This is a genomic window from Rhodococcus sp. FG69, from assembly GCF_057808915.1.
This window is the reverse complement of the sequence record NZ_JBMDIX010000032.1, coordinates 43,295-65,841: the sequence shown is the minus strand read 5'-3', so window position 1 is coordinate 65,841 and position 22,547 is coordinate 43,295. Positions and strand designations below refer to the sequence as shown.

Genomic DNA, 22,547 nt, shown 5'->3' with positions numbered 1-22,547 from the left:
ACTCACCAGGCGCTGTTCCGGCGAGTTTTGAAGCAGTTGTGACATTCTGTGACACCGAGCTTGCCTATTCGGCAATGAAACTCATTAGAGATAACACAAAGGGCCAGGTCAGGCCCGATTTTCAGTGGAGCCTCCTAACGGGATTGAACCGTTGACCGCTCGCTTACAAGGCGAGTGCTCTACCGCTGAGCTAAGGAGGCGTTGCTGCGTCGTCACTATATCCGCTAAGCGAACGGTCAGTGTGAGCAGGTACCTTGTCGGTGGATCACCCCAGCAACGTAAAGATGGACATGACTTTCCTGCAAGACCTGACGACGACTCTTGGTCGTCTCACCGGTGAGCGTCGGGCCACCATTGACACACCCACAGCCCCGCCGTCGCCTCTGCGTCCGATCGATCTCTCCGACGATGCTGTCGTGGCCGAGGTGCTCGATCTTGCAGTTCGTGTCGGCGAGGTTCTGCTGTCGTCGGGGACGGCGGCGATGGATACGACCGCCCAGGTCCAGTACATCGCCGCAACCTATGGGCTCTCTCGCTGCGACGTCGACGTCACGTACAACTCCATCACCATCAGTGCTCACCGCGGCCCGACGCGTCCTCCGTCGACGACGATGCGCATCGTTCATTACCGCTCGATGGACTTCACTCGGCTCGCTGCCGTCGACCGCTTGATTCGCGGTGTCCGCACGAAGATGATGACGCCGACGCTGGCACGCGAGACGCTGAACAAGATCACCACTGCTCCGCACCCGTACAACCGCTGGGTCGCGACGTTCGCGTGGTCGGGCATGGCCGCATCCATCGGCGTCTTGGTCGGCGGTGGCGCGCTGGTAGCCGTCGTGAGCTTCTTGACGACGATGGTCATCGACCGTATCGGCCGCGTCTTGAACCGCGCGGGCCTCCCGTTCTTCTTCCAGCAGGTCGTGGGCGGGTTCGTGGCCGCGACTCCGGCGATCACGCTGTACAACTTCCAGGACCAACTGGGTGTCACGATATCGCCGTCGCTCGTCATCGCCGCCGGAGTAACGGTGTTGTTGTCGGGGCTCTCACTCGTCGGTTCGGTGCAGGATGCCATTACGGGCGCACCGATCACGGCGTCGGCGAGATTCTTCGAAGTTCTGATGATGACGGGCGGCATCATCGCCGGCGTCGCGACGTCGTTAAAGATTGCGGCGATCATCGGCAGCGATCTGCCGCTCATCAGCAATACCCCACCGCCCGATATCACCGAAGTCCCGACGAAGGTGCTCGCGGGCGCCTTCGCCTCGCTGTTCTACGCCCTCGCCTGTTATGCGGAGAAGCGTGCACTGACGGCGGCGTTCCTCGGCGGCTTCGCCGGCGCTCTGGTGTATCTGATGGTGCAAACGCTCGCAACGGGCCCGATCATCGCGTCGGCATTCGCGGCGACGGTCGTCGGCTTCGCTGGTGGTCTGATGGCTCGTCGCGCACTGATTCCACCGCTCATCGTCGCGGTCGCGGGCATCACGCCGCTGTTGCCGGGTCTATCGCTGTACCGCGGTCTGTACGCGATGCTCAACGATCAGTTGCTGCTCGGGTTCAGCTCACTGCTCGCGGCGTTCGGTATCGGCTGCGGCCTGGCGGCCGGAGTCACGCTCGGCGAGTGGGGTGCGCGCACGCTGCGTCGGCCGCGCATCCTGGCGCGCACCGAGGAGCTGCTCCGACCGACCCTTCGTCGAAGAGAAGAACCGCGCCGCCCGACGGTTCGTCGGCGACGCGGTCCAGTGGAACTCAAGAAGAAGAAAGCTCAGGCCTCGGGGGTTCCCTCAGCGGACTGACGGGCAGCCGCGTCGGCCTCCATTGCTTCACGGAGGCTGCGCGGACGCATGTCGGTCCAGTTCTTCTCGACGTACTCCAAGCATGCTGCGCGGCTGTCTTCACCGAAGACAACTCGCCAACCCTGCGGGACGTCGGAGAACGTCGGCCACAGTGAGTGCTGATCTTCGTCGTTGACCAGCACGAAGAAGCGTCCGTCTTCGTCATCGAATGGATTGGTACTCATCTCGCCTCACTCGTCGCATACGTATGTAGGCAGTCTTCTTTGGTGAAGTGCCTCCCCTGACCCTAGCAACGCACACTATCCCAACGGTGCGTCAGCTCTGCAGAAATGTCAGTACCGCCTCGTTGATCGCCTCGGGTCGCTCCAGGTAGCCGTAGTGCCCGACATCCGGGATCTCCACGTACTGGGCGTCGGGAATGGCTTTGGCCAGCTCCGCACTCAGGTACGCAGGAATCATCCGGTCGTGCTCGAACCCGACCGACAGGCACGGAACGCCGATCTTTCCGTACGCGGCACCGCGGTCGAAGTTCTCGTCCATGCCGATCTGCGCTCGAACGCCCGCGGAAATCGGCGCGACGGAGAATTCGAGGAGATCGAGCCAGTCGCGAGCAGATCTGGGGTCGGACAGCGTCGTCGGCGACAGGTTCATCGCGGCCGTGATCGCTGCGGCATACTTCGGCGGCAGCTCTGTTTTCGCATCGGCCAACGCGCGCTCGCCTTCGCCGAGGGTCTTCTGAAACTCGTCGAGCCGGGCATGGCCGGCAAGGAAGATCGCCTTGCGAATCAACTCCGGACGTCGCAGCGCAAGTTCCTGGGCGACCCGGGCGCCCATCGACGTGCCGACGACGAACGCCTGCTCGTCACCCTCGCGCACCAGCTCGATCAGACCTGCGGTGTCCGCAACAAGATCATCGATGGTCATGCCCTGGGTGCTCTCGGACGATGGCGCTATGCCTCGGTTGTCGAAGAAGCACACTCGGTATCCGGCCTTGACCAGCGCGGGGACCTGGTGAAGATCCCACACTCGGCCGGGGCTGCCGGTTCCCATGATCAGAACCACCAACGGCCCGGCACCCTTGACCTGGTAGTTCAGCGATATCCCGTTCACCGTGGCGGTGGGCATGTAACTCCTTAGCTGTCGCTCGTGTTCGCGATGAGTTTACGGCCGAGACACCGGCGCCGGGTTTCCGGCATCTCCTCGGGGGTACCCGTGAGTAGGGCACAACGCCGTCCGGCGAACTTAATTCTCGTATGCGCTAGGAGAACTGCACATGACTGACGACAATGCGTCGCAGGAAGCTCGAAAAGGCCTGCTCGACGGCATCAAGGGCAAGGCGAAGGAGGTCGCCGGTGCGGTGACGGGCAACGACTCGCTCACCACCGAGGGGCAACTCCAGGCCGCACAGGCCCGGCAGAAGAAGGAAGCAAAAGCATCCGAGCTGGCGGCCGAGACCCAGGCCGCACAAGCGGGCGAGGACCTCGCCTCGGTGAAGAACGCCGCGGACGATCAGCGGGCTGCCGCCGAACAAAGCGCCCGTGCCTCCGAAGACGAGGCCCGCCGCACACAGCAGGCACAACGGATCGCTGCCGAGCAGGAGAAGGACCGCAGGGTTGCTGCCGAGGTTGCCGACGCCGAGGTCGACGCCCGTGCCGAGCAGATCGAAGCCGTCGCCGAAGGGCAAGCCGACGCCGCAGCCGCTTCGCAGGACCAGTTGGATGCGGTCGTCGAATACAGCAACGAGGTCTCGGAGGCCGAGGCCGCACGCGCCGCGGCCGAGCGCGCTCGTCGCAACGCCTGACTTTCCACACTTACCTAGGAGTTTTTCGAAGATGAACCTCATCGACATACCGATCACGATCCTCAGATTCCAGTACAAGCTCGTGCGGATCCCGCTGGATCTGTTCGAGAACAACGTGGTGCGATCGATGAACGCCGAGGCACCCGCACGACTGGTGTACGAGCGCACCGTCGGCACCCTTGACCAGAAGGTCGGCGCCATTCTCGGCGACAAGAGTGTTCAGCAGCGCGGTGCGGAGCAGGTGCACCACGCTGACGAGCTGGCCCGGGCGCAACGACTGGAAGCCCAGGCCGATGCGAAGGAAGCGGAGGCCGCGCAGAAGTTGAAGGCCTCGCGCGAGACCGCCGAGAAGGAGCGCAAGGCCGCAGCCGACGCGGCCAAGGAAGCGACCGAGAAGGCCCGCGTCGAAGCCGAGGAGCGTAAGCGGCAGGCCGCGCAGGAGGCGGAAGAGAAGGCTGCAGCCGACAAGAAGAAGGCCGACGATGCGGCAGCTGCGCGCGCTGCTGCCGCTCGCAATGCCGAGAAGAAGCAGAAGGACCGGATCGACAAGGTGGAGCGGTCCGCCGCAACCCCGGCCGAGGCAGAACTCGCCGACGCCGCGGAGCACCAGGAGGACGCCGAGGACAAGAAGGCCGAGGCCGCCAGAATCGAGAAGTTGTTCCTGGCAGAGAAGGATTCGGACAGCTGAACGAGCGCAGCACAACTGGGGAAGAAGCGCCTCCGCGGGACGCTTCTTCCCCAGTTCGCTTCAGGAGACCGGCGTCTTTGCCGCCAGACGAAGCCGTCTGAGCATTCGCTGACCCGCACTCAACCTGGGAGCGGGTTGGCAATCTGCGTCATCGTGCTGAGCCAACAAAGCACGGGCCACTTCTGCGTAGTCCGTGACCAGCCGTTCCAACTGTCGAGAGCGTCTCTCCACTACGTACCCAAGGAGCACCAGGGAGGCTGGAATAGCCGGAACGGCAGCGGCACTGGGGTGCACGTTCTCGTTCAAGGACCAGACCAGCGCGGTGATAGCCAGAAATCCGCACAGCCACGCCAGGCCTTTGCCTACGTACAGCAACACCGCCGAACGCGATTGGGCCAACTTCGCATAGCGGACTGCCGTCCGGACATCGAGAATCGCGTTGGGAGCGACCCAGTCCGAACCTGCTGCCCTCCACGCGCTGTCGATCGAAAAGGCCTCGTGCTCGGTGTAATCGAGATCGACCCCATCGGTGATCAAGGGACTCCAACCAGACCGACGGTACGCACGGACGAGTTCGCGTGTCGACGCCGCCAGCGCGACCGCGGCCACTGCCGCCAACGCTGTGCACACTGACACGTACAGGGCTCCGCCCCGCAGATGTGAATCGACATACTTCACGGAAGTGAACAGGACCACCAACGAGCACCACCACGCCAGCGTGGTTGATCCCCACCGCGACCGGACGAGGGTACGCACCCACATCGACAGCGCTACTTTACTGTTCACCGCAACCGACGTCGAAGCGAAGTAGACGGCCCAGTAGTACAGAAACACCGCAACGAGCGATATGCCCGCGGTCAGCCAGGCCCAGTCCCGGATCGAAGCAATCCATGCAAGTTCGTAGCCGGCGACCAACACCCACATTGCACAAATCGATGCACATGCCGCCACGAGCACGAGCCCGTTCAACAGGGTTCCCGCCAACAGCGCTGTGAACACACCATTCGGAATCGCCAGTTTGGTTCCACTCTTCGTTTCGTACATCCCGCCCCCAAGCCGCTCAGGCCGACTCTCACGGTCGACTGGACGACATGGTGCACGATGGCACCGACAAACTAGCGAATGCCGCGGAACGTTGCGCGATAAGCACTCGGTGAGACCCCGATCTCTGCCATGAGCTGCTGACGCATCGAGGTGGCGGTACCGAACCCCGCTTCGGCGGCGACGCGGTCGATCGTCTTGTCGGTATTCTCGAGCAGCTCTCGCACACGATGCAACCGTTGCTGCGCAATCCATTTCGCCGGAGACATGCCGACTTCAGCGGCGAATCGCCTCGTGAACGTGCGCACGCTCATCGATTGCGTCGACGCCAGAAGTTCGAGACTCAAAGGCTTGTCCAGATTCGCGACCGCCCACGCTTGCGCATCCGCTGTCGACGTCGTGGTCGTCCGCGGCACCGGAGTGTTCATGTACTGAGCCTGACCACCACTGCGATGCGGCGGTACGACGGTTCCCCGCGCCACCTCGTTCGCGACGGCGGCACCGAAATCACAGCGAATCATGTAGATACACAGATCGATTCCCGACGCCTCGCCTGCGGCCGTCAGGACGTTTCCGTCGTGGGTGTAGAGAACATTCGGCTCGAGGCGCACCTGCGGATACAGCGCGCGGAACTGCTCTGCGGACTTCCAGTGCGTAGTGGCCCGTTTACCGTCGAGCAAACCCGCTGCGGCGAGGACGAACGATCCGGTACAGATCGAGGCGATACGGGCGTCTGCCGGAACCGCGTCGAAGATGCCACCGACATCGAGCCGCGAAGACCCGTAGTCGACGTCCGACGCCGGCACGATAACGGTGTCGGCATCGGCCAATTCCTCGACGCCCTTGGTGACGTGGATGTCCACGTCCGAGTCGGTGCGCACAGTCCCGGGCGCAAGAGTGCAGGTCACGACGTCGTAGAGCGGCTCGTCCTTCTCCGACCTGGCTTGCCCGAACAGTCGGTGGACCGAACCGAACTCCATCGCAAGTAGGCCGTCGCGAACGAACACCGCTACCTTGTGCGCACACATGGCCGAATTCTTTCACATGTTGTCTTGTCGGCCACTGTCTCTGCGAACCGAATCCCGGCAGGCTTCGAGCCATGAACATTCTGTGGGTTTTCGCGCATCCTGAACCTCGCTCGCTCAACGGCTCGTTGCGGGACGCGGCAACAACACATCTGACGTCGTGCGGGCATATCGTCGAGCAGTCCGACCTGTATCGGATGGGATGGAATCCCGTTGTAGATGCGGCCGACTACGGCCACGATCGAACCCGCCGCCTCCTTGTGGCCACCGCATCCTCGGACGCTCTCCGCAACGGAACCCTCGCCGCGGACATCGCGGATGAACACGAGAAGCTGCGGCGGGCAGATGCCGTCGTGCTGCAGTTTCCGCTGTGGTGGTTCTCGATGCCCGCAATCCTGAAGGGGTGGGTAGACAGAGTGTTCGTCGAGGGATTCGGATACGGAATCCGACGCGACAGCGGAATTCACAACAGCGGCGGCACCCGACGCTACGGCGACGGCCTGATGGTAGGCAAGCGTGCGTTGATCGTCACGAGTATGGGCGGCAGTGAACACACGGTGTCCGAGCGCGGGATCAACGGCTCACTGAACGAGCTACTGTTCCCGATCCAACACGGATTGTTCTGGTACACAGGCATGTCCGTGCTGCCGCCGGTCTTGGTTCCGAGCGCGGACCGAATCACCGCCGAGGGGTATGCGGAAGCGGAATCTCTACTGCGGCGTCGCCTCGACTCGCTGTTCACCGACGCGCCGGTTCCCTTCCGCCAACAGAACGGTGGGGATTACGACGAGCGGTTCGTCCTGCGGCCCGAGGTCTCGGCCGGTGAAACCGGAGTACGGGTGCACAGCTCCCTGCCGGGTGCGTGAGAATCCCAAGGCACCTACTGTGCTCGAGTACAACCACTCGATCGGCGGCGGAGTTTTTGTCGGTGCTCGCTTGTAGCTTTCGGGGCATGCAGAAGTTGGGGGACTTTCAAAGCGCACACACGCTTTCCGATCAGGAGCTCGAGTACGCACTCGCGCATATCCACACCACCGAAACATCCCTCACCGCAGCCAAACTGGCGATCCTCGCCGAATCCGACCGCCGCGGCCTGGGCTTGAAACTCGGCTACTCCTCCGTCGCCTACTGGCACGCCACATCCACCAGAACCCCCGAAGCCCAGTCCGCCCATCACATCCGCCTCGGCTACTGGCTTACACAACACCCACCGTCGCCGACGCCTTGACTTACGCCGACATCCACCACCCCTCCCGCCGACATCGAAGTTATGCACCCACAACCAGCGACAACGATGCACAACTTCGATCTCGGCGGGAGGGGTGGGAATGGCCCGAGAACGGTGAAACCGGCTGTGTTCCTCGAGGTCACGACCTCGGGTCAGCGCCCCTCCCACGCAGACCAGAGTTCCGCATACCGCCCACCGGCGGCGACGAGTTCGTCGTGCGAGCCCTGTTCGAGGATCCGGCCGTGCTCGAGGACGACCACCCGATCTGCGGCCGCGGCCTGAGTCAACCGATGCGCGACGACCAGCGTGCTCCGACCGCGCGTCGCCGCTGCAGCCGCCGCTTCGAGGTCCCGCGCACCCGAGCTTCCTGCCTCTGCGGTCGCCTCGTCGAGGACAGCGACGGCCGGGTCCGCCAACACCAGCCGCGCGAGCGCGAGCTGCTGCGACTGGGCCGAGGTCAGCTCGTGCCCGCCTTCCCCGACCTGCGTGTCGAGGCCATCGGCCAGCGCGTCGACCCACTCTTGCGCACCGACGGTGTGCAATGCCGCCCGGACGTCGTCACGACTTGTGTTCGGCGCCGCCAGCAGCAGATCGTCGATCAGACTGCCGGCGAACACGTGCACTTCCTGGCTGACGATCGCGATGTGACGACGCAGACCGTCGGCACCGAGCTCATCGAGGCTCGCCCCGCCGATACGGACCAGCCCCGAGGTCGGATCGATAGAGCCCGCCGCAATCGCCGCAATGGTGGATTTGCCTGCGCCAGTGGATCCTACGAGCGCAACCGTCTCCCCTGCGTGCACCGTCAGATCGATCCCGTGCAGCACCTCGTGACCGGTGTCGTACGAATGCCGAAGACCGGTGACCTCGAGCGTCCCGTCCGTCGGCATCGCTCCGGTACCGCGGGAACGCTCGTCGGGCATATCGATGACACCGACGAGCCGCGCGAGAGACGCACCGGCGGACTGGATGTCGTCGAACGAGAACATCAGCATTCCGATGGGATTGAACAGCCGGTGGAACAGCAGTGCCGCGGCAGTGACCTCACCGACCGTGACATGCCCGTCCTGCACCAACACGAACCCCGCGGCGAGAATTACCGACAGACCCACACACTCGGCGCGATTGCTGCGAGAGCCGAAGCGCGTGAACAACCGGAAAACCTTGATACCGATGTCCCGAGCCTTGCCCGACGCCGCGTCGATCTCGGCAAGGTGGGCCTGCTCCAATCCGTACGCTCGGACGGTTCGCGCGCCCTGCATGCTGCTGATGAGTGCCTGCGATCGTTCACCCATCGCGATACGTTCCGCGGCGTACATCGGCGCAGACCTGGGCAGATACCATCGCAACGCGAGCACGTACATCGGGATCGCGACCATACCGGAGAGGCCGAGCCGCCAGTCGAGGCTCAACATGGTCACGACACTCAGCGACACCAGCAGCAACGCCGAGACGATGTTCGGGATGACCTCACCGATCGATTTCGCCATGACTGCGACGTCGTCACCGACACGAGACAGCAGGTCGCCCTTGCCGACTCGTTCGAGGGTGTCGGCCGGAAGGTGCAGGGCACGGCCGAGCACTCGTTCACGCAGTGACGCGAGAATGCCCTCGCCGAGCTTGCTGATCAGATACGAACTGAGCGCGGTGAACACCCCACCGACGAGAGCGGCGACGGTGATGATGGTGACGACGGAAACGATCGTCGACGTCGGCGCCCCCTCGGTCACACGGTCGACCAGCACGCCGAACACGTAGACCGGCACGAGCGACATCGCCGCGGCGACAGCCGAAATCACGAGAGTGACCAGGCCGAGGACCCGTCGTCCCCTCAATTCGCCCGACAGAAACGCCCAGGACCGTGCGCCTGTCGCGATGGGAAGCAATTCGGGTGTGCTCATCGCAGGACCGTCTCCCGGTAGCGTTCGTCGTTCGCAGCGAGATCGTGGTGTGTGCCCTCGGCGACGACCCGTCCGCCGTCGACGACAAGCACCCGGTGAGTCACCGCGAGCAACGCGGGACTCGTCGTGATCAGCACGGTTGTCTGCGCGAGATCACCCGTATGACGCAACTGCTCGATCCCAGCGGCGATGGCGTGTTCGGTGACGGCGTCGACGGCCGTCGTCGGGTCGTGCAGCACCAGCACCGGCGCGGACACCGACAACGCTCGGGCGAGAGCGACGCGTTGACGCTGGCCACCGGACAGCGACGCTCCCCGGTCGGTGACGGCGTGATCGAGCCCGCTCTCGTGCATCGCGACAACGTCCGTGGCAGCGGACGCTTCCAGAATCCTGTCCAGTTCGTGATCGGCGCGATCACGTCCGGCGATGACGTTGCTGCGCACCGTGCCTGCGAAAAGGTCGGTGTTGTGTGGTTCGACCAGAACGGTTCGGCGCGCCTCGGTGAGTCCGAGTTCGCCGACTCCGACGCCACCGATCGTGACAGAGCCGAGATAGTCGTCGGCACCGATTTGTCCGGACAGGACGGCCGCCAGCGCCTCGCCGTCCTGTGCACGCAGCGTGACAACGCCCAGCAGCTCACCCGGCGCGGCCGCCATGTCCAGCCCGTCGAGCGAGCGGTAAGTGACACCCTTCACGGCGACGTCGGTCGCCGTCGGCACCTGGGAACCGCCCTCGGCGAGTACATGGTCGGCGCCGAGCACCAGCGCGAGTCGGTCCGCCGATCCTCGTACCATCGCGGCGATCCCAGGTAGGCGCGACATCGTCGTCAACGGCTCGATCACGAACTGCGAGAGTCCGACGACCGTGATCAGCTCACCCACCGAAATGCGCCCCTGCAGAGCGAAGAAGCCTGCAGTGCCCGCGATCCCGACCGAGAGCAGCGCACTGACGGTCGTCGAGAATCCGAGGTAGATGCTGTTGGCTTTGGCCATTTTCATGGTGGCGGTCAATGCTTTTCGGCTCGACTCGTCGAACCGCGCCGATGCCGCACCCTCGGCGCCGATTCCGCGCAGCGGCCGCACACCGCTGACCAGGTCGGTCGCCATCCCGGATACCCGGGCGACCTCGGCCTGCTGCGTCGTCGCGGTGCGCGTCAGAAGCGGCGCCGCGCGTTGCAGCAGATACATGATGACCGGCGTTCCGACGAGCACTGCGAGGCCGAGGGGAATGTCGATGATCAGCAATGCGACCGCGCAGACGACGGTCGCGGTGATCGCGGCGACAGTCCGCGCGATGACGTCGAGAATCCAGGAGGTCTTTTCCGCGTCGGAGGTCGACACCGTCAGGAGCTCGCCGGACATCAGATCGGTACGGACGCCCCGAGGGTGCAGAACCCGGCTCGCGACCTCGACGCGCATCATGTGCGCCTCACGCTCGATCGCCACGATGATGATGCGGGCACCGAAGCGGTAGGCATACGACAACACCACGAACAGCCCAGCCAGGGCGAACAACGAGACGATCATCGCCCTGCCGTCACCGGTGTCGATCGCCCGGCCCACGATGAGTCCGATCGCGACGGGAACCATCGTCTCGCAGAACTGGTGGACGCAGAAAAACAGCGAAGAAATGATCATTCGTGCTCGTTGGCGCATGACGGTCCGGCGAAGAATCGAGCTGCCGGTCAACGGTGAAGTGGCGTTCGAGGACGTCGGCATCACGTCGCCGGTGGAGAAAAGGACATTAGCCGACCCTAAACCATCTGCCCGTCCAGTTGGCCGCCGACAACAGAAAGTGGCGTGAGGGCAGCGAACTCTCATAGAGTCGGGGCGCGAGAAGCACATCGACGCTCGACATGCTCCCGCAGTCGACACCGACGAAGGAAGACGGAGAAGATCATGCCCGCCAAGACGACCACCGACACCGACATTGCAGACGAGGATCTGGTTCCTCTCGCCGACGAAACCGCCAGCCAAGCGCAGCGTGTTGTCGCCGCCTACGCCGCGGATGCGGACGAGTGCCGCATGCTTCTGGCGATGTTGGGTATCGAACCCACAGCGAAGGTCGACTGACTCGCGTCATTCTCGAGATCGATGAACGAAAAGGACAGTAGTGGCTGACGCCTCGAAGGGCTCGGATTTTGTCGTAGTAGCCAACCGGCTACCCGTCGACCTGGAGACACTGGCCGACGGCAGCACCCGATGGAAGCGCAGCCCAGGCGGTCTAGTCACTGCACTGGAGCCGATCCTTCGTGCCAACAAGGGTGCGTGGGTCGGCTGGCCGGGAGTTCCCGACGTCGAGGTCGAGCCGTTCGTCGAGGACGAGCTCGAGCTGTGCCCGGTCACGCTGAGCGAGCAAGAAGTTGCGGACTACTACGAGGGCTTCTCCAACGCGACACTGTGGCCGCTGTACCACGACGTCATCGTCAAACCGGTGTACGACCGGGCGTGGTGGAACGCGTACGTCGAAGTCAACCGGCGCTTCGCCGAGACCACCTCGGCGGCGGCAGCCGAGGGCGCGACGGTGTGGATCCAGGACTACCAGCTCCAACTCGTCCCGAAGATGCTGCGGATGCTGCGTCCGGATCTCACCATCGGTTTCTTTCTGCACATCCCGTTCCCGCCCGTCGAGCTGTTCATGCAGATGCCGTGGCGTACCGAGATCGTGGAGGGTCTCCTCGGCGCCGACCTGATCGGCTTCCATCTCCCCGGCGGGGCGCAGAACTTCCTGTACCTGGCTCGGCGCCTGGCCGGGCAGGTCACCTCGCGTGGAAGCGTCGGAATTCGCTCGAGGTTGGGTTCGGTACAGGTCGGGTTCCGAACAGTTCGTGTCGGCGCCTTCCCGATCTCCATCGACTCGGGCGATCTGGACGTCAAGTCCAGGTCCAAAGCCGTCCGTGACCGGGCCAAGGAGATCCGCAAGGAACTCGGCAACCCGAAGCGCATCATGCTCGGTGTCGACCGCCTCGATTACACCAAGGGCATCGACGTCCGGCTCAATGCATTCCGCGAACTCCTCGAAGAGGACCGCGTGGACCCGGCTCAGAACATCATCGTTCAGCTCGCCACTCCGAGCCGTGAACGAGTCGAGAGCTACAAGGCGATGCGCGGTGAGATCGAACAGCAGGTCGGACGCATCAACGGCGAGTACGGGCAGGTCGGCCATCCGGTGGTTCACTACCTGCACCGCCCGATACCCCGCGACGACCTCATCGCCTATTTCGTTGCAGCGGACGTCATGCTCGTGACCCCGCTGCGCGACGGCATGAACTTGGTCGCCAAGGAGTACGTCGCTTCCCGCAGCGATCTCGGCGGTGCGCTCGTACTCAGTGAATTCACCGGCGCTGCAGCCGAACTACGTCAGGCGTACCTCTGCAACCCGCACGACCTGGACAGTGTCAAGGACGCGATCATCTCCGCGCTGGATCAGCCGGCGGAGGAAGGTCGACGGCACATGCGCGCCATGCGTCGTCAGGTCCTGGCCCACGATGTCGACCGGTGGGCGCGGGCGTTCCTCAATGCGTTGTCCGATCCGCCGCAGGACGGTCAGGCGACGTCGAGGTAGGGGACTCCACCCCCAGTGTCATAACGGGCTCCGCCCCCAGTGGCACGGTTGAGTGCACTGGGGGGACGCTCTACCGCGCCACTAGATGGGCTCCAGGTTGCTCGTCAGCCAGCGCCCGTCGACCTTTTCGAGGCTCATTCGCACCCGGCTGCCGCTGCTCGCGGCGTCCGGGGCATCGGAACTCGTGGTGATCTGATTGAGAAACAGCAATACCGACGCGGCGTCAGGTTCTGCGGACACGACGGCCGTACCCTGCACCGTGACCTGCACCGTCAGCGACTTCTCCTTCGCGGCCGGTGCAATCACATCGGTGATGAGCCCTAGGTACTCGTCTTTGAAGTCGCCCGTCAGTCCTTCTGCAGCGGAGCTCAATTGCTGATCGACGCCGGTGTAGTCGTAGGCCAACATCGCCAGCGCCTGGGCACTGGCAGCGTCGACTGCCTCCGAACGTGCCTGCTCGACCTGCTGAGTCTGTCGATACTGGTAATACAGGGCACCGACACCCGCGGCCAGAACGACGACCACTAACACAGCCAGCAGTTTCTTCACGGTACGAACTCCACTCTCGACGCCGTCATGACGCCACCCTCATCGACGACTCTGACGCGAAGCCTGAAGTCCCGTGGTTGGGGTTCTTCTGCGTCCGAGTTCTGCACCATCGCCCGCGCTGCGACCAGAACTTCGGCGTAATCGTCTGCGCTGCTCTCGATTCCAGCTTCGATGATCTCACCGTTGGAATCGACCTTGGCTTGCTGGACGACCTCCACGAACGGCCCCTCGCGCCCTTCGAACTCCGCCTTGAAGTCGCCGCTCGCACCTTCGAGCAAGCGGTCGACGTCGGCCTGAGCCGAATCCGGGTGAATGGTCGTCAGATTGAGGACTGTCTGACGTGCAGTCTGCACGAACCTCTCTGCGCGAGCATCATCCGCATTCGAAGTACGCAGGCCGACAACGAGATACGCGCCTGCGGCCACCAGAGCCAGAACGACGATCACGAACGCCGCCGTCAGCAGGACACCTCGACGCCGAGCAGGAGCATCCTCGGTCGGCTGAGGTTGCCGAGACTCGGACTCGGGCTGGGTTTCGGACTCGGGCCGGGACTGGGACTCAGCTTCCAACGAGGGCTGGGTTTCGGACTCGGGCCGGGACTGGGACTCAGGCTCCCCCGAAGACTGGGACTCAGGCTCTCCCGAAGGCTGGGACTCACGCTCTCCCGAAGGCGACGGCGACGGCTCGATCGGGGTCGTGCGCTCTGCCGGTGCGCTCGCGCCGGCCACCGGCCCCGCCGCTCGCACAGCTCGACGGCGTGGACGCCTCGGCGTCGTACCCTCGTCCTCGTCCATGAAACCCTTCCTCGTACCAGCAGTCATCGACATGCTAACTAGAACCGGTTTTTCGGGTACATCAATGACGATAGTGCATGCCAATCGTTGCCGGACACACCCCAACTGGAACCCGTTCCTTCGACTGCTAGCCTCACAAGGTCCGGTCTCACCCGCGAGAGGATGTTCGCCGCATGCCCCACACGCTCACGTGGCATCACGACGTCAGCCGCCAGGCACGAGTGTTGTCCTACGCCATGAGGCTGATGTTCAAGCCGGCTCTGCGCATGTGGCCCCTCACCGACGGCGGCATCAAAGCGATCGCACATCTCGACCGTGCGGTGGACAAGATGCCCAGACCGAAGCGCGTCACGATCGAACAGGTCGCGCTCGGCGGCGTTCCGTGCGAGAAGACGACGCATCCTCGCACCGCGAGCGGCTCGCTGGACGGTGCGACGGTCCTGTACTTCCACGGCGGAGGCTTCGTGTTCTGCGGCCTCGCTACCCACCGCGTTGCCTGCGCGACCATCGCTGCGCGCTCGGGCGTGCCCGTCTACTCCGTCGAATACCGGCAGATTCCCCATGGCGGCATCGGGACATCCATCGCCGACGCCATGGCGTCGTACCGGGCGGCACTCGACCTCGTCGCCGATCCCACGAAGATCGTCGTCGCTGGAGACTCCGCGGGTGGATACCTGGCGATGAAAGTCGCCGAGATCGCCGTGCTGGAGGGCCTCACTCCACCGGCCGCGGTCATCGGATTCTCGCCGCTGCTGAACCTCGACCTGAAGAACCACCCGCGCAAGTTCATGAACAAGGACGCCTACCTGCCGATGAAACAGGTTCTTGCGCTGGAGGATCGGTGGATGAACGGCCCGGACGCCATTCCTGGTTCGGCATCGCCCATCGACGCCGATCCGTCGGCGTTCCCCCCGGTCTTTCTCTCGACCGCCGAGTACGAACTCATGCGCCCTGACGTGGAAACGATGACACGACGACTGGTCGACGCGGGCGGCACCGTCGAGACACACGTCTGGAAGGGGCAGGTGCACGCTTTCCCGGTCCTCGCCGGAGCTGTGCCGGAGGGCCGCACCATCCTCGAGCTTGCCGTCGCGTTCGCTGCCCGAAACCTCTAGGACTGCACCCCTACTCACCCGACATCCTGCTGCCCCGTCATCAGGCCGGCAATACCGTCTACGCCTCCGAGCGTCGGCTGATGGTACGCCGTGCCGTCGGGTGCGACGTAGGTTCCGGTCTGCGGGTTGTACGGCCTGGCCGCCGAAGCAGGCGCGACACTGCTTTCGCCGCTCGGGATTTCGGTGTACGACGGTTGATCCTGTTCGACGGGTCCCCACGGTGGGTTGTTGCCGAGCGGCACGTATCCCTCTGCGCTGCGGCAGATCTCCGGCGTCGGGGCTCGCCGTCCAGGCACTTCCATACACGGCAAGTTACGCGACCCACGGACGGCGGTGCTGTCGTTCTGGTCGACTTTGCAGAACAGATCGGCGGGGGTGTCGGGTATCGACATCTCGTTGGGATCGCGGCGTTGCTCGGGTAGCAGGAAGCCCGTCGTGCATGCCGGAGGATCGTTGACCTCGAGTTGGAAGTCGACGATGGCCCCCTCGTCCGCCGGTCCGCTTCCCGCTGCGGTGACAAGTGCGGCCGTGACCGGCGGGTACAGCACCAGAATCTGCTCGATGCCTGCGTTGTAGATGACTCCAACCTCCCCGATGCTGACGAGGTTGGCGACCAGGATGGGGAGCGTCGGCCGCAAATTCTGAAACAGTTGGTTCGCCTCGGCTGCCGCTGCAGGACCCTTCTCGATGATCGCTCGCAGATTCGGATCGCTGGCGCGCAGCTGGTCGGTGAAGGTCGCGAGATTGCTTGTCCACGAACGTATCGCGTCACTACTGACGACTTGTCCGTCGAGCAACGGGCCGGCTTGATCCAGCAGGATCTTGGTCTGTTCCGAGTTGGCCTGCGCTTCCTGGACGAACAACCGCGCCGAATCGATGAGCTGTTGCAATTCCGGACCGGTCCCGTTGAACGCCTTGAACGCTTCGTCGACGACTGTCTCGAGCCTGGTATCGGAGATACTCCTCAGCAGCACGTCGGCCTGATCCAACATCGGACCGACGTCCTGCGGCACCGTCGTCCGGTCTTCGGGTATCACGTCCCCGTTCACCAGCGCGGGTCCCGAACTCGTGCGCGGGATCAGATCGACGTATTGCTCACCGATCGCAGATACGCTCTTGACCTGAGCATCGACGTCGGCGGGGATGCGATAGGAACTCTCGATCGACATTTCGGCGTCGACGCCGTCGGGCGTCAGGCGCACCGAACTCACCTCGCCCACCGTGGTGCCGCGGTACGTGACGTTCGCGTGTGGGTACAGACCACCCGTGGTGGGCAGCTGCACGGTGACGCCGTAACGCCCGATGCCGACCAGAGCCGGAGCTCCGACGTACTGCGTCGCCATGACCACAAGCCCGAGGACGGTGAGGATCGAGAAGATGATCAATTGTGCGCGAACGAACTTGGTGAGCATCATGGCGCCGGCACCCCGAGACCGGGAATGACCGGAAGCTCGATCGGTGGTAGGCCCGGGATCTGCAGCGTCGGCGGAGCCACCGGGGCGAGCAGCGGATCGACTGCCGACGATGCCGTCGGCGCAGCCTGCGTCCCGAGCGCGCCCTCCAGTCCACCCATCCTGCCCGCCAACGGTGTTCCCGTCAGGAAGTTCGCGTCGAGTCGTGGAAGCGACATGTCGATCGTCATCGCCAGATTTGCATAGTCCCCGCGCATGACGTTGTCGATGCCCTCCTGCGGGAATGGGTATGTCAACAGCACCGACAACACGTCGGTGAGTGCGTTACCGGAGTCGGCCAAGGCCTTCAGCACCGGTGTCAGGCTTGCGATGTTGGTCTGCAAGTCCTGCCCCGACGTCTCGATCAGCCGACTCACCACCTCACTCAGATTCCCGAGGGACGAGAATGCAGTGGTGATGTTTTCGCGGTCTGCGATCAGCACGTCGAGCGCCGGCGGAATCTCGTTCAGCGCCCTGGTGAGAGTCGCGTTCTGATTCTGGACGGTCACTGCCAGTCGATCGATGCCGCTCATGGCGTCGATGATGTCCCCGCGTTGCGCATCGAGGCTGGATACGAGTTCGTCGAGTCGCGGCAGCAGGTCACGGACGGAATCCTCGCGTCCGCCGAACGCGTTGTTCAGTTCCGTCGTGATGTCCTGGATCTGCGCGAGACCGCCGCCGTTGAGCACCACCGACAGTGAGGACAGTGTCTGTTCGGTCGTGGGATACGCGCCGGCGCGGTCGAGCGGAATCGTATCGCCCGCTTCCAGACGGCCTTCCGGATTCTCGGGTGGCACCAACGCCAGGTGTTGGGAACCGAGCAGCGACGTCTGACCGATCTTGGCCGACACGTTCTCCGGCAGCTCGACTCCTTCGTTCAGCGCGACCGTCACCAGCGCGTGCCAGTCCTGGACCTCGATTCCCGCGACGCTTCCGATGGTGACATCGTCGAGCATGACCGGCGAATTCTGGGACAGCGTCGTGACATTCGGCATCTGGATCTGCACCTGATACGCGTTCTCTCCTCGTCCTTCCGTTCCCGGTAGTGGAAGCGAGTTCAGTCCGTCCCACTGGCAGCCGGCCAACGTAAGCACCAACAGAGCAGCGAGTAGGGTGCGCTTCATCGTCCGCCTCCCAACAGGTCGCCGAGGCTCGGCACCGCAACAGTCGGCATAGCCGGCGCGGTAACCGGTGCAGGGGCAGGGGCAGGTGCAGGTGCGGGGGCCGCCGGTTCCAATCCCGGCTCGGTGTAGACGATCTGATCGGGATTGGCGTCGGCACCCATGATCGGGTTCGCGAGAAACGCTGGATAGTTGAACACCAAGGAGCTCAGAACCGGTCCGAGATACTGCTTGCACAGGTCCGCACTCCGCTCCGAGGTGGTGTTCTCGATTCCTGCCACGGCACCACACACGAAGTTGATCGGATTGCCGAAGTTGTTCGCCGCGATCGCGCCCGTCAACGTCCCCTGTGCCGGTTGGTAGATGTTGTTGAAGTTGGCCAACGCATTGGGCCCAGCGTGCAGTACCCGCTCGATCTCGGGACGCTTGGTGGTGAGCACCTGGGTGGCGTCGGCGAGCCGCGCGACTCCTTCGACCAGGCCGGCCTGGTTGTCGGCGACGAAGCGTTGCACCTCCCCGATGGCGATGTCGAGATCGGTCATCGCCACACCGAACTCGTCGGAACTCTCGCCGAGCATCTGCGATACCGACGCAAGCCTGCCACCGAACTGGACGATCTGCTCGTTGCTGTTCGAGAGCGCGGTGACGAACGTCTGCAGGTTGCGAATCGTCGCGAACAGGTCGGTGCGACCGTCGGAGAGCACCCGCATGGTGTCGGACAGTTCCGTCAACGTGGACCTGAGCGACTCACCGTTGCCGTCGAGGTTCTCGGCGGCCGTGTCGATGAATCGTCCCGCAGGTCCCTGTTCGTCGACACCATCAGGGCCGAGGGCGGTCGACAGCTTCGTCAATTCGGTCTTGATCTGGTCCCACTCGACCGGAACTGCGGTGCGCTCCAACGGAATGACAGCACCGTCGGCCAGCTCGGGTCCCCCTGCGTAGACGGGCGTGATCTGGACGAATCGAGCCGAGACGAGACTCTGCGCGATGATCACCGCCTGTGCATCGGCCGGGATGCTCACGTCCGAGTCGATGTCCATGGTCACCGTCGCGTCGTCGCCCTGTGGGTCGATCGACCGCACCTTTCCGACGTTCACGCCGAGCACTCGAACGTCGTCGCCCGCGTACAGGCCCGTCGTCGAGGAGAACTGTGCGACAACGGTTGTACGCGTCGCGCCCATGTAGACGAAGTAGCCTGCGGTGGCGATGGCAACGACCAGCACGGCGGCCACTGCGGCGATCACGATCTTCTTCATCTCACTCCCCCGGCGGCTTCAGGATCGGTGGTGCATTCTTCGGGAGCAGATCGATGAGCGTGCTGGGCAGTTGCTCCGGCGCGACAACACTGTCGACGACGGTCTTCCACCACGAACTGGGCAGAATGTTCTGAATGTAGGCGTTGAAGAACGGACCGCTTGCGACGGATTCACCCAACGCGCTGATGTACGGACCGAGACCGTCGAGTGCACCGGCGATGTTGTCGTTGTTCTTCTGCAGCACCGCCACCACGGAGTTCAGCTTCTCGAGCGTCGGTCCGAGCTGTGCCCGATTCTCCTGGACCAACGCCGTCAGCTGTCGCGACACCGCCGAGATGTTGGTGATCAACTGGCTGATCGCGGTGCGGCGACGATCGAGCTCACCGAAGAGTTCGTTGCCGTCGAGTATCAGTTGGTTGATCTGACCGCTGCGATCGGCGAGTATCCCGGTGACGCTCTCGGCCCGTTCGAGTAGGTCCTGCAGGCTTTCGTCGCGAGAGTTGATGCTCTCCGACAGACGAGAAACGCCGTCGAGTGCAGCTTTCAGGTCGGGCGGAGTATCGGCGAAGGTGTCCGACACGACGTTCATCGCATCGCCGAGCTGCTCGGTGTCGAGTTCGGACACGGTGGTTCCGAGATCGCCGAGCGCTTCGGTCAACGAGTACGGCGAATTGGTTCTGCTCGAAGGGATCACGTCGTCGATACCGATCGCGCCGGCGCCGGCTGGGGTGACCTTCAGCGACTTGCGACCGAGGATCGTGTTGGTCTTGATGTCCACGCTCGTCGCGTCGCCGAGTTCGATGTCTTCCTGCACCGTGAACTCGACGCGGACCTCCTGCTCGGAGAGGGAGATGTCGTCGACCTTGCCGACGGCAATGCCTGCGACCGTCACATCGTCGCCGATCATCAGTCCGCCTGCGTCCTCGAACAGTGCCGAGTAGTTCGTACCGCTGGAGAGGAACGGAAGCCTGTCGTACTGCAGCGTCGCGAGCACGATGCAGACCGCGAGCACGATCCCGATGATGCCGACGTGTGCGAAGTTTCTAGTTTTGTCCATTTATGTTTGCACACCTCCCCGTGTCCTGTTTCGCCGTAGGAACGAGAAGCGTCCGACCGTCGGGTCCGGACAGTTTGAACGTATTGGAGCACAGGTAGAACTGGAAGAAGCTTCCGTACGATCCGACGCGAATGAGCTTCTTGTAGTCGCTCGGCAGTCGCGTCAGCACCTGATCGATGGTGTCCTTGCCCAGGTCCAGTTGTGTCGCAGTGCGTCCGGCCTCGGCGATCATCGACTGGATGTCGGGTCGCGATGCTTGCAGAAGCCCGGCGAGATCTGCTGCGGCGGAGTCGATCTTGGGTATCGCGGCGCCGATGGGATCACGGTCCTGAGCAAGCCCACTGATGAGCTGCTGCAACGAGTCGATGGTGGTCTCGAACTGTTCTCCCTGACTGTCGATGGTCTCGAGAGTGGTCTCGAGGTTGGTGATGACGTCACCGATCAGTTGATCTCGATCGGCGAGGGTATTGGTGAACGAATTGGTATTGGCCAGAAGCGATACCAACGTTCCTCCTTGACCTTGCAGCACGTGCAGCAGTGCCGCTGACAGGTCGTTGACCTGCTGCGGATCGAGCCCCCGCAGCAGGGGCTTGAATCCGCCCAGAAGCATGTCCAGGTCCAGGGCAGGCGATGTCTGCGCGACTTCGATGGTCCCACCATCGCCGAGTTCCTCGGTGCCACCGGGTCCTTCGAGTAGTTCCAGGTAGCGGTCGCCGACGAGGTTCTCGTATCGGACCGTCGCCGCCGTGCTCGACAGCAGGCGATACTTCGAATCTACGTCGAAGTCGACCTCGGCGAGGTTTCCGTCCGCGACCTTCACGCCCGACACCGATCCGACGGGCACACCCGCGATGCGGACTTTGTCACCGGACTTCAGCCCCGAGGCGTCGGTGAAGACGGCGTGGTAGCCGTCGGTGCTACCGAATCGGTACTGGCTCAACACCAGCGCCAACGCACCGAAGACCAGCACCATCACGAGCGCGAAGATGGACAGTTTGACCGTGTTGCTTCTCATGGCCACGCTCCCGCGAACAGGAACTGGAAGATGGTCGGCACGTTGACCGAGGGCTGGGTGGACGGGATGTACGGCTGGGTCCCGGTATCCGCGACAACGAACGGCGCCGGGCCCTGCTTCGGATCGAAGTCCGGCAGCCCGTAGCAGTTGGGCCCGCCGGACGCAGCAATCTTCGGTAGGTCCTTCTCGACCGTGTACGCCGGATCGCCCAGCAGGAAACTCGAACTCAACTGGATCGACGCATTGTCTCCCGCACCCGCGAGTGGTCCGAACGCGATCCGACCCTTGTTGAGGCCCACGAGGAAGCATGTCAGGGCGGGGGAATACTCGTCGAGCAGAGTCGTTGTCGCCGTAAGCGTTCCGAGGGCCGTTACGAGGGGCTGTTCGTTTTCGGTCAGAACCTGATTCGCCGTGTCGGCGAGACCCGTGACATTCATCAGCAGCAGGTCCAGGTTCGCCTGCTCGCTGACGATCGTGGCCGAGGTCGTGGTCGCGTTATCGAGAACGCGCATCAGATCCGGCGTCGAATCCGCGTAGACGTTCGTCACGATTGCCGCAGCCGACAGATCACGTTGCAGCGCGGGAAGAGACGGGTTCATCGTTGCCAAATATGCATCGGTGTCCTCGAGTAGCTCACCCAACTCGTTGCCGCGCCCGCGCAGTGCCGAGGAGACTGCACCGAGAGTTGCGTTCAGTTTCTCCGGTTCGAGCTTCTGTAGCACCTCGGACAGGTGCTGGAACAATGTGTTGAACTCGACGGTCACACTCTCTGCCGGGATAATGGCACCGGCCTCGATGCTCTGCGCCGACGGGTCGGCGGGAACGAGGAAGTTGACGTACTTGGATCCGAACACCGTGGTGGACTTGATGTCGACTGCGGCATTCGCCGGGATCATCGGCAACATGGCAGGGTCGAGATCGAGATGTATCTGCGCCTCGCTGCCCTCGTGCGTGATGGATGCGACCCGGCCGACCTCGACACCGCGAAGCTTGACCTTGGCCTGCGGATCCATGACCAGGCCCGCGCGGTCGGAGGTGACGGTGACCGGGACCGTCTCGGTGAACCCACCACCGAACATCGTCAACGCAATCGCGACGATGGCAACGAGACCGAGAACGAGGCCGGCAGCGGCGAGCTTTTTCAT

22 protein-coding genes and 1 tRNA gene are annotated in these 22,547 nt (G+C 63.6%); 8 read left to right on the top strand and 15 right to left on the bottom strand.

Translation table 11 applies throughout. The features are described 5' to 3' along the window. Nucleotides 1–125: 125 nt before the first annotated feature. Nucleotides 126–200: transfer RNA gene (locus ACODSO_RS21790), tRNA-Thr, on the bottom strand. A 99-nt stretch (nucleotides 201–299) separates the two neighbouring features. Here ACODSO_RS21790 and ACODSO_RS21785 point away from each other — a divergent pair. Next, nucleotides 300–1,796: a threonine/serine exporter family protein gene (locus ACODSO_RS21785; RefSeq protein ID WP_489038765.1), complete on the top strand. Its 1,497-nt coding sequence runs from the start codon at nucleotides 300–302 to the stop codon at nucleotides 1,794–1,796. On the opposite strand, the gene ACODSO_RS21780 is transcribed toward ACODSO_RS21785, so the two are convergent. Together ACODSO_RS21780 and ACODSO_RS21775 are read right to left on the bottom strand one after the other, a co-directional pair. After that, on the bottom strand, nucleotides 1,766–2,020 hold the full coding sequence (locus ACODSO_RS21780) for an MbtH family protein (RefSeq protein WP_019663793.1): 255 nt from the start codon (nucleotides 2,018–2,020) through the stop codon (nucleotides 1,766–1,768). The genes ACODSO_RS21785 and ACODSO_RS21780 overlap by 31 nt on opposite strands. A gap of 91 nt (nucleotides 2,021–2,111) precedes the next feature. Next, nucleotides 2,112–2,921, bottom strand: coding sequence for an alpha/beta fold hydrolase (locus ACODSO_RS21775; RefSeq protein WP_068373114.1), 810 nt, complete (start codon nucleotides 2,919–2,921; stop codon nucleotides 2,112–2,114). A 148-nt stretch (nucleotides 2,922–3,069) separates the two neighbouring features. Between ACODSO_RS21775 and ACODSO_RS21770 the strand changes: the two genes are divergently transcribed. Beyond that, nucleotides 3,070–3,597 (top strand): general stress protein CsbD, encoded by a 528-nt coding sequence (locus ACODSO_RS21770; protein ID WP_068373111.1) that lies wholly within the window; start codon nucleotides 3,070–3,072, stop codon nucleotides 3,595–3,597. 31 nt (nucleotides 3,598–3,628) lie between these two features. Further along, a complete protein-coding gene (locus ACODSO_RS21765) occupies nucleotides 3,629–4,285 on the top strand; it encodes a hypothetical protein (protein ID WP_489038758.1) in 657 nt (218 codons plus the stop codon). Between the two features lie 60 nt (nucleotides 4,286–4,345). Here the strand turns inward: ACODSO_RS21765 and ACODSO_RS21760 are convergent, their stop codons facing one another. Further along, complete coding sequence (locus tag ACODSO_RS21760) at nucleotides 4,346–5,329, bottom strand: hypothetical protein (RefSeq protein ID WP_489038757.1); 984 nt, start codon at nucleotides 5,327–5,329, stop codon at nucleotides 4,346–4,348. Between the two features lie 71 nt (nucleotides 5,330–5,400). Then, the gene (locus ACODSO_RS21755) at nucleotides 5,401–6,354 is read right to left on the bottom strand and encodes a GlxA family transcriptional regulator (protein WP_489038756.1); all 954 of its coding nucleotides are present in this window, start codon (nucleotides 6,352–6,354) and stop codon (nucleotides 5,401–5,403) included. A 71-nt stretch (nucleotides 6,355–6,425) separates the two neighbouring features. Here ACODSO_RS21755 and ACODSO_RS21750 point away from each other — a divergent pair, with 71 nt between their 5' ends. After that, the gene (locus ACODSO_RS21750) at nucleotides 6,426–7,217 is read left to right on the top strand and encodes an NAD(P)H-dependent oxidoreductase (protein ID WP_489038755.1); all 792 of its coding nucleotides are present in this window, start codon (nucleotides 6,426–6,428) and stop codon (nucleotides 7,215–7,217) included. Nucleotides 7,218–7,303: 86 nt separating this feature from the next. Continuing rightward, nucleotides 7,304–7,579 (top strand): hypothetical protein, encoded by a 276-nt coding sequence (locus tag ACODSO_RS21745; protein WP_489038754.1) that lies wholly within the window; start codon nucleotides 7,304–7,306, stop codon nucleotides 7,577–7,579. Nucleotides 7,580–7,731: 152 nt separating this feature from the next. Here the strand turns inward: ACODSO_RS21745 and ACODSO_RS21740 are convergent, their stop codons facing one another. Continuing rightward, nucleotides 7,732–9,480, bottom strand: a complete 1,749-nt coding sequence (locus ACODSO_RS21740) for an ABC transporter ATP-binding protein (protein ID WP_489038753.1) — start codon at nucleotides 9,478–9,480, stop codon at nucleotides 7,732–7,734. Continuing rightward, nucleotides 9,477–11,198, bottom strand: a complete 1,722-nt coding sequence (locus ACODSO_RS21735; RefSeq protein WP_489038752.1) for an ABC transporter ATP-binding protein — start codon at nucleotides 11,196–11,198, stop codon at nucleotides 9,477–9,479. The genes ACODSO_RS21740 and ACODSO_RS21735 overlap by 4 nt, the downstream gene beginning before the upstream one ends. A gap of 180 nt (nucleotides 11,199–11,378) precedes the next feature. Here ACODSO_RS21735 and ACODSO_RS21730 point away from each other — a divergent pair, with 180 nt between their 5' ends. Together ACODSO_RS21730 and ACODSO_RS21725 are read left to right on the top strand one after the other, a co-directional pair. Next, entirely contained in the window at nucleotides 11,379–11,552 is a 174-nt protein-coding gene (locus ACODSO_RS21730) for a hypothetical protein (protein ID WP_197480703.1), read from the top strand. Between the two features lie 40 nt (nucleotides 11,553–11,592). Beyond that, nucleotides 11,593–13,044 (top strand): alpha,alpha-trehalose-phosphate synthase (UDP-forming), encoded by a 1,452-nt coding sequence (locus tag ACODSO_RS21725; protein ID WP_068373090.1) that lies wholly within the window; start codon nucleotides 11,593–11,595, stop codon nucleotides 13,042–13,044. A gap of 81 nt (nucleotides 13,045–13,125) precedes the next feature. On the opposite strand, the gene ACODSO_RS21720 is transcribed toward ACODSO_RS21725, so the two are convergent. Further along, nucleotides 13,126–13,593: a h domain protein gene (locus ACODSO_RS21720; RefSeq protein WP_489038751.1), complete on the bottom strand. Its 468-nt coding sequence runs from the start codon at nucleotides 13,591–13,593 to the stop codon at nucleotides 13,126–13,128. Further along, nucleotides 13,590–14,387, bottom strand: coding sequence for a hypothetical protein (locus tag ACODSO_RS21715; RefSeq protein ID WP_489038750.1), 798 nt, complete (start codon nucleotides 14,385–14,387; stop codon nucleotides 13,590–13,592). Before ACODSO_RS21715 ends, ACODSO_RS21720 begins: the two co-directional genes overlap by 4 nt. 173 nt (nucleotides 14,388–14,560) lie before the next feature. Here ACODSO_RS21715 and ACODSO_RS21710 point away from each other — a divergent pair, with 173 nt between their 5' ends. Then, nucleotides 14,561–15,502: an alpha/beta hydrolase gene (locus ACODSO_RS21710; RefSeq protein ID WP_489038749.1), complete on the top strand. Its 942-nt coding sequence runs from the start codon at nucleotides 14,561–14,563 to the stop codon at nucleotides 15,500–15,502. Between the two features lie 14 nt (nucleotides 15,503–15,516). Here ACODSO_RS21710 and ACODSO_RS21705 read toward each other — a convergent pair whose 3' ends face one another. The 6 genes from ACODSO_RS21705 to ACODSO_RS21680 are packed head-to-tail and all read right to left on the bottom strand — an operon-like array spanning nucleotide 15,517 to nucleotide 22,547. Continuing rightward, complete coding sequence (locus ACODSO_RS21705) at nucleotides 15,517–16,917, bottom strand: MCE family protein (protein WP_489038748.1); 1,401 nt, start codon at nucleotides 16,915–16,917, stop codon at nucleotides 15,517–15,519. Beyond that, nucleotides 16,914–18,077: an MCE family protein gene (locus ACODSO_RS21700; RefSeq protein ID WP_489038747.1), complete on the bottom strand. Its 1,164-nt coding sequence runs from the start codon at nucleotides 18,075–18,077 to the stop codon at nucleotides 16,914–16,916. The genes ACODSO_RS21705 and ACODSO_RS21700 overlap by 4 nt, the downstream gene beginning before the upstream one ends. Beyond that, complete coding sequence (locus ACODSO_RS21695; protein WP_489038746.1) at nucleotides 18,074–19,330, bottom strand: MCE family protein; 1,257 nt, start codon at nucleotides 19,328–19,330, stop codon at nucleotides 18,074–18,076. Before ACODSO_RS21695 ends, ACODSO_RS21700 begins: the two co-directional genes overlap by 4 nt. A 1-nt stretch (nucleotide 19,331) precedes the next feature. Beyond that, the gene (locus ACODSO_RS21690; protein ID WP_489038745.1) at nucleotides 19,332–20,387 is read right to left on the bottom strand and encodes an MCE family protein; all 1,056 of its coding nucleotides are present in this window, start codon (nucleotides 20,385–20,387) and stop codon (nucleotides 19,332–19,334) included. Further along, on the bottom strand, nucleotides 20,374–21,402 hold the full coding sequence (locus ACODSO_RS21685; RefSeq protein ID WP_489038744.1) for an MCE family protein: 1,029 nt from the start codon (nucleotides 21,400–21,402) through the stop codon (nucleotides 20,374–20,376). Before ACODSO_RS21685 ends, ACODSO_RS21690 begins: the two co-directional genes overlap by 14 nt. Beyond that, entirely contained in the window at nucleotides 21,399–22,547 is a 1,149-nt protein-coding gene (locus ACODSO_RS21680) for an MCE family protein (protein ID WP_489038743.1), read from the bottom strand. Before ACODSO_RS21680 ends, ACODSO_RS21685 begins: the two co-directional genes overlap by 4 nt.

Coding starts and splice junctions, on each gene's coding strand:
- ACODSO_RS21780 (WP_019663793.1), bottom strand. CDS start 2,020: ATGAGTACCAATCCATTCGATGACGAAGACGGACGCTTCTTCGTGCTG.
- ACODSO_RS21775 (WP_068373114.1), bottom strand. CDS start 2,921: ATGCCCACCGCCACGGTGAACGGGATATCGCTGAACTACCAGGTCAAG.
- ACODSO_RS21770 (WP_068373111.1), top strand. CDS start 3,070: ATGACTGACGACAATGCGTCGCAGGAAGCTCGAAAAGGCCTGCTCGAC.
- ACODSO_RS21765 (WP_489038758.1), top strand. CDS start 3,629: ATGAACCTCATCGACATACCGATCACGATCCTCAGATTCCAGTACAAG.
- ACODSO_RS21760 (WP_489038757.1), bottom strand. CDS start 5,329: ATGTACGAAACGAAGAGTGGAACCAAACTGGCGATTCCGAATGGTGTG.
- ACODSO_RS21755 (WP_489038756.1), bottom strand. CDS start 6,354: ATGTGTGCGCACAAGGTAGCGGTGTTCGTTCGCGACGGCCTACTTGCG.
- ACODSO_RS21750 (WP_489038755.1), top strand. CDS start 6,426: ATGAACATTCTGTGGGTTTTCGCGCATCCTGAACCTCGCTCGCTCAAC.
- ACODSO_RS21745 (WP_489038754.1), top strand. CDS start 7,304: ATGCAGAAGTTGGGGGACTTTCAAAGCGCACACACGCTTTCCGATCAG.
- ACODSO_RS21740 (WP_489038753.1), bottom strand. CDS start 9,480: ATGAGCACACCCGAATTGCTTCCCATCGCGACAGGCGCACGGTCCTGG.
- ACODSO_RS21735 (WP_489038752.1), bottom strand. CDS start 11,198: ATGCCGACGTCCTCGAACGCCACTTCACCGTTGACCGGCAGCTCGATT.
- ACODSO_RS21730 (WP_197480703.1), top strand. CDS start 11,379: ATGCCCGCCAAGACGACCACCGACACCGACATTGCAGACGAGGATCTG.
- ACODSO_RS21715 (WP_489038750.1), bottom strand. CDS start 14,387: ATGGACGAGGACGAGGGTACGACGCCGAGGCGTCCACGCCGTCGAGCT.
- ACODSO_RS21710 (WP_489038749.1), top strand. CDS start 14,561: ATGCCCCACACGCTCACGTGGCATCACGACGTCAGCCGCCAGGCACGA.
- ACODSO_RS21705 (WP_489038748.1), bottom strand. CDS start 16,917: ATGATGCTCACCAAGTTCGTTCGCGCACAATTGATCATCTTCTCGATC.
- ACODSO_RS21700 (WP_489038747.1), bottom strand. CDS start 18,077: ATGAAGCGCACCCTACTCGCTGCTCTGTTGGTGCTTACGTTGGCCGGC.
- ACODSO_RS21695 (WP_489038746.1), bottom strand. CDS start 19,330: ATGAAGAAGATCGTGATCGCCGCAGTGGCCGCCGTGCTGGTCGTTGCC.
- ACODSO_RS21690 (WP_489038745.1), bottom strand. CDS start 20,387: ATGGACAAAACTAGAAACTTCGCACACGTCGGCATCATCGGGATCGTG.
- ACODSO_RS21685 (WP_489038744.1), bottom strand. CDS start 21,402: ATGAGAAGCAACACGGTCAAACTGTCCATCTTCGCGCTCGTGATGGTG.
- ACODSO_RS21680 (WP_489038743.1), bottom strand. CDS start 22,547: ATGAAAAAGCTCGCCGCTGCCGGCCTCGTTCTCGGTCTCGTTGCCATC.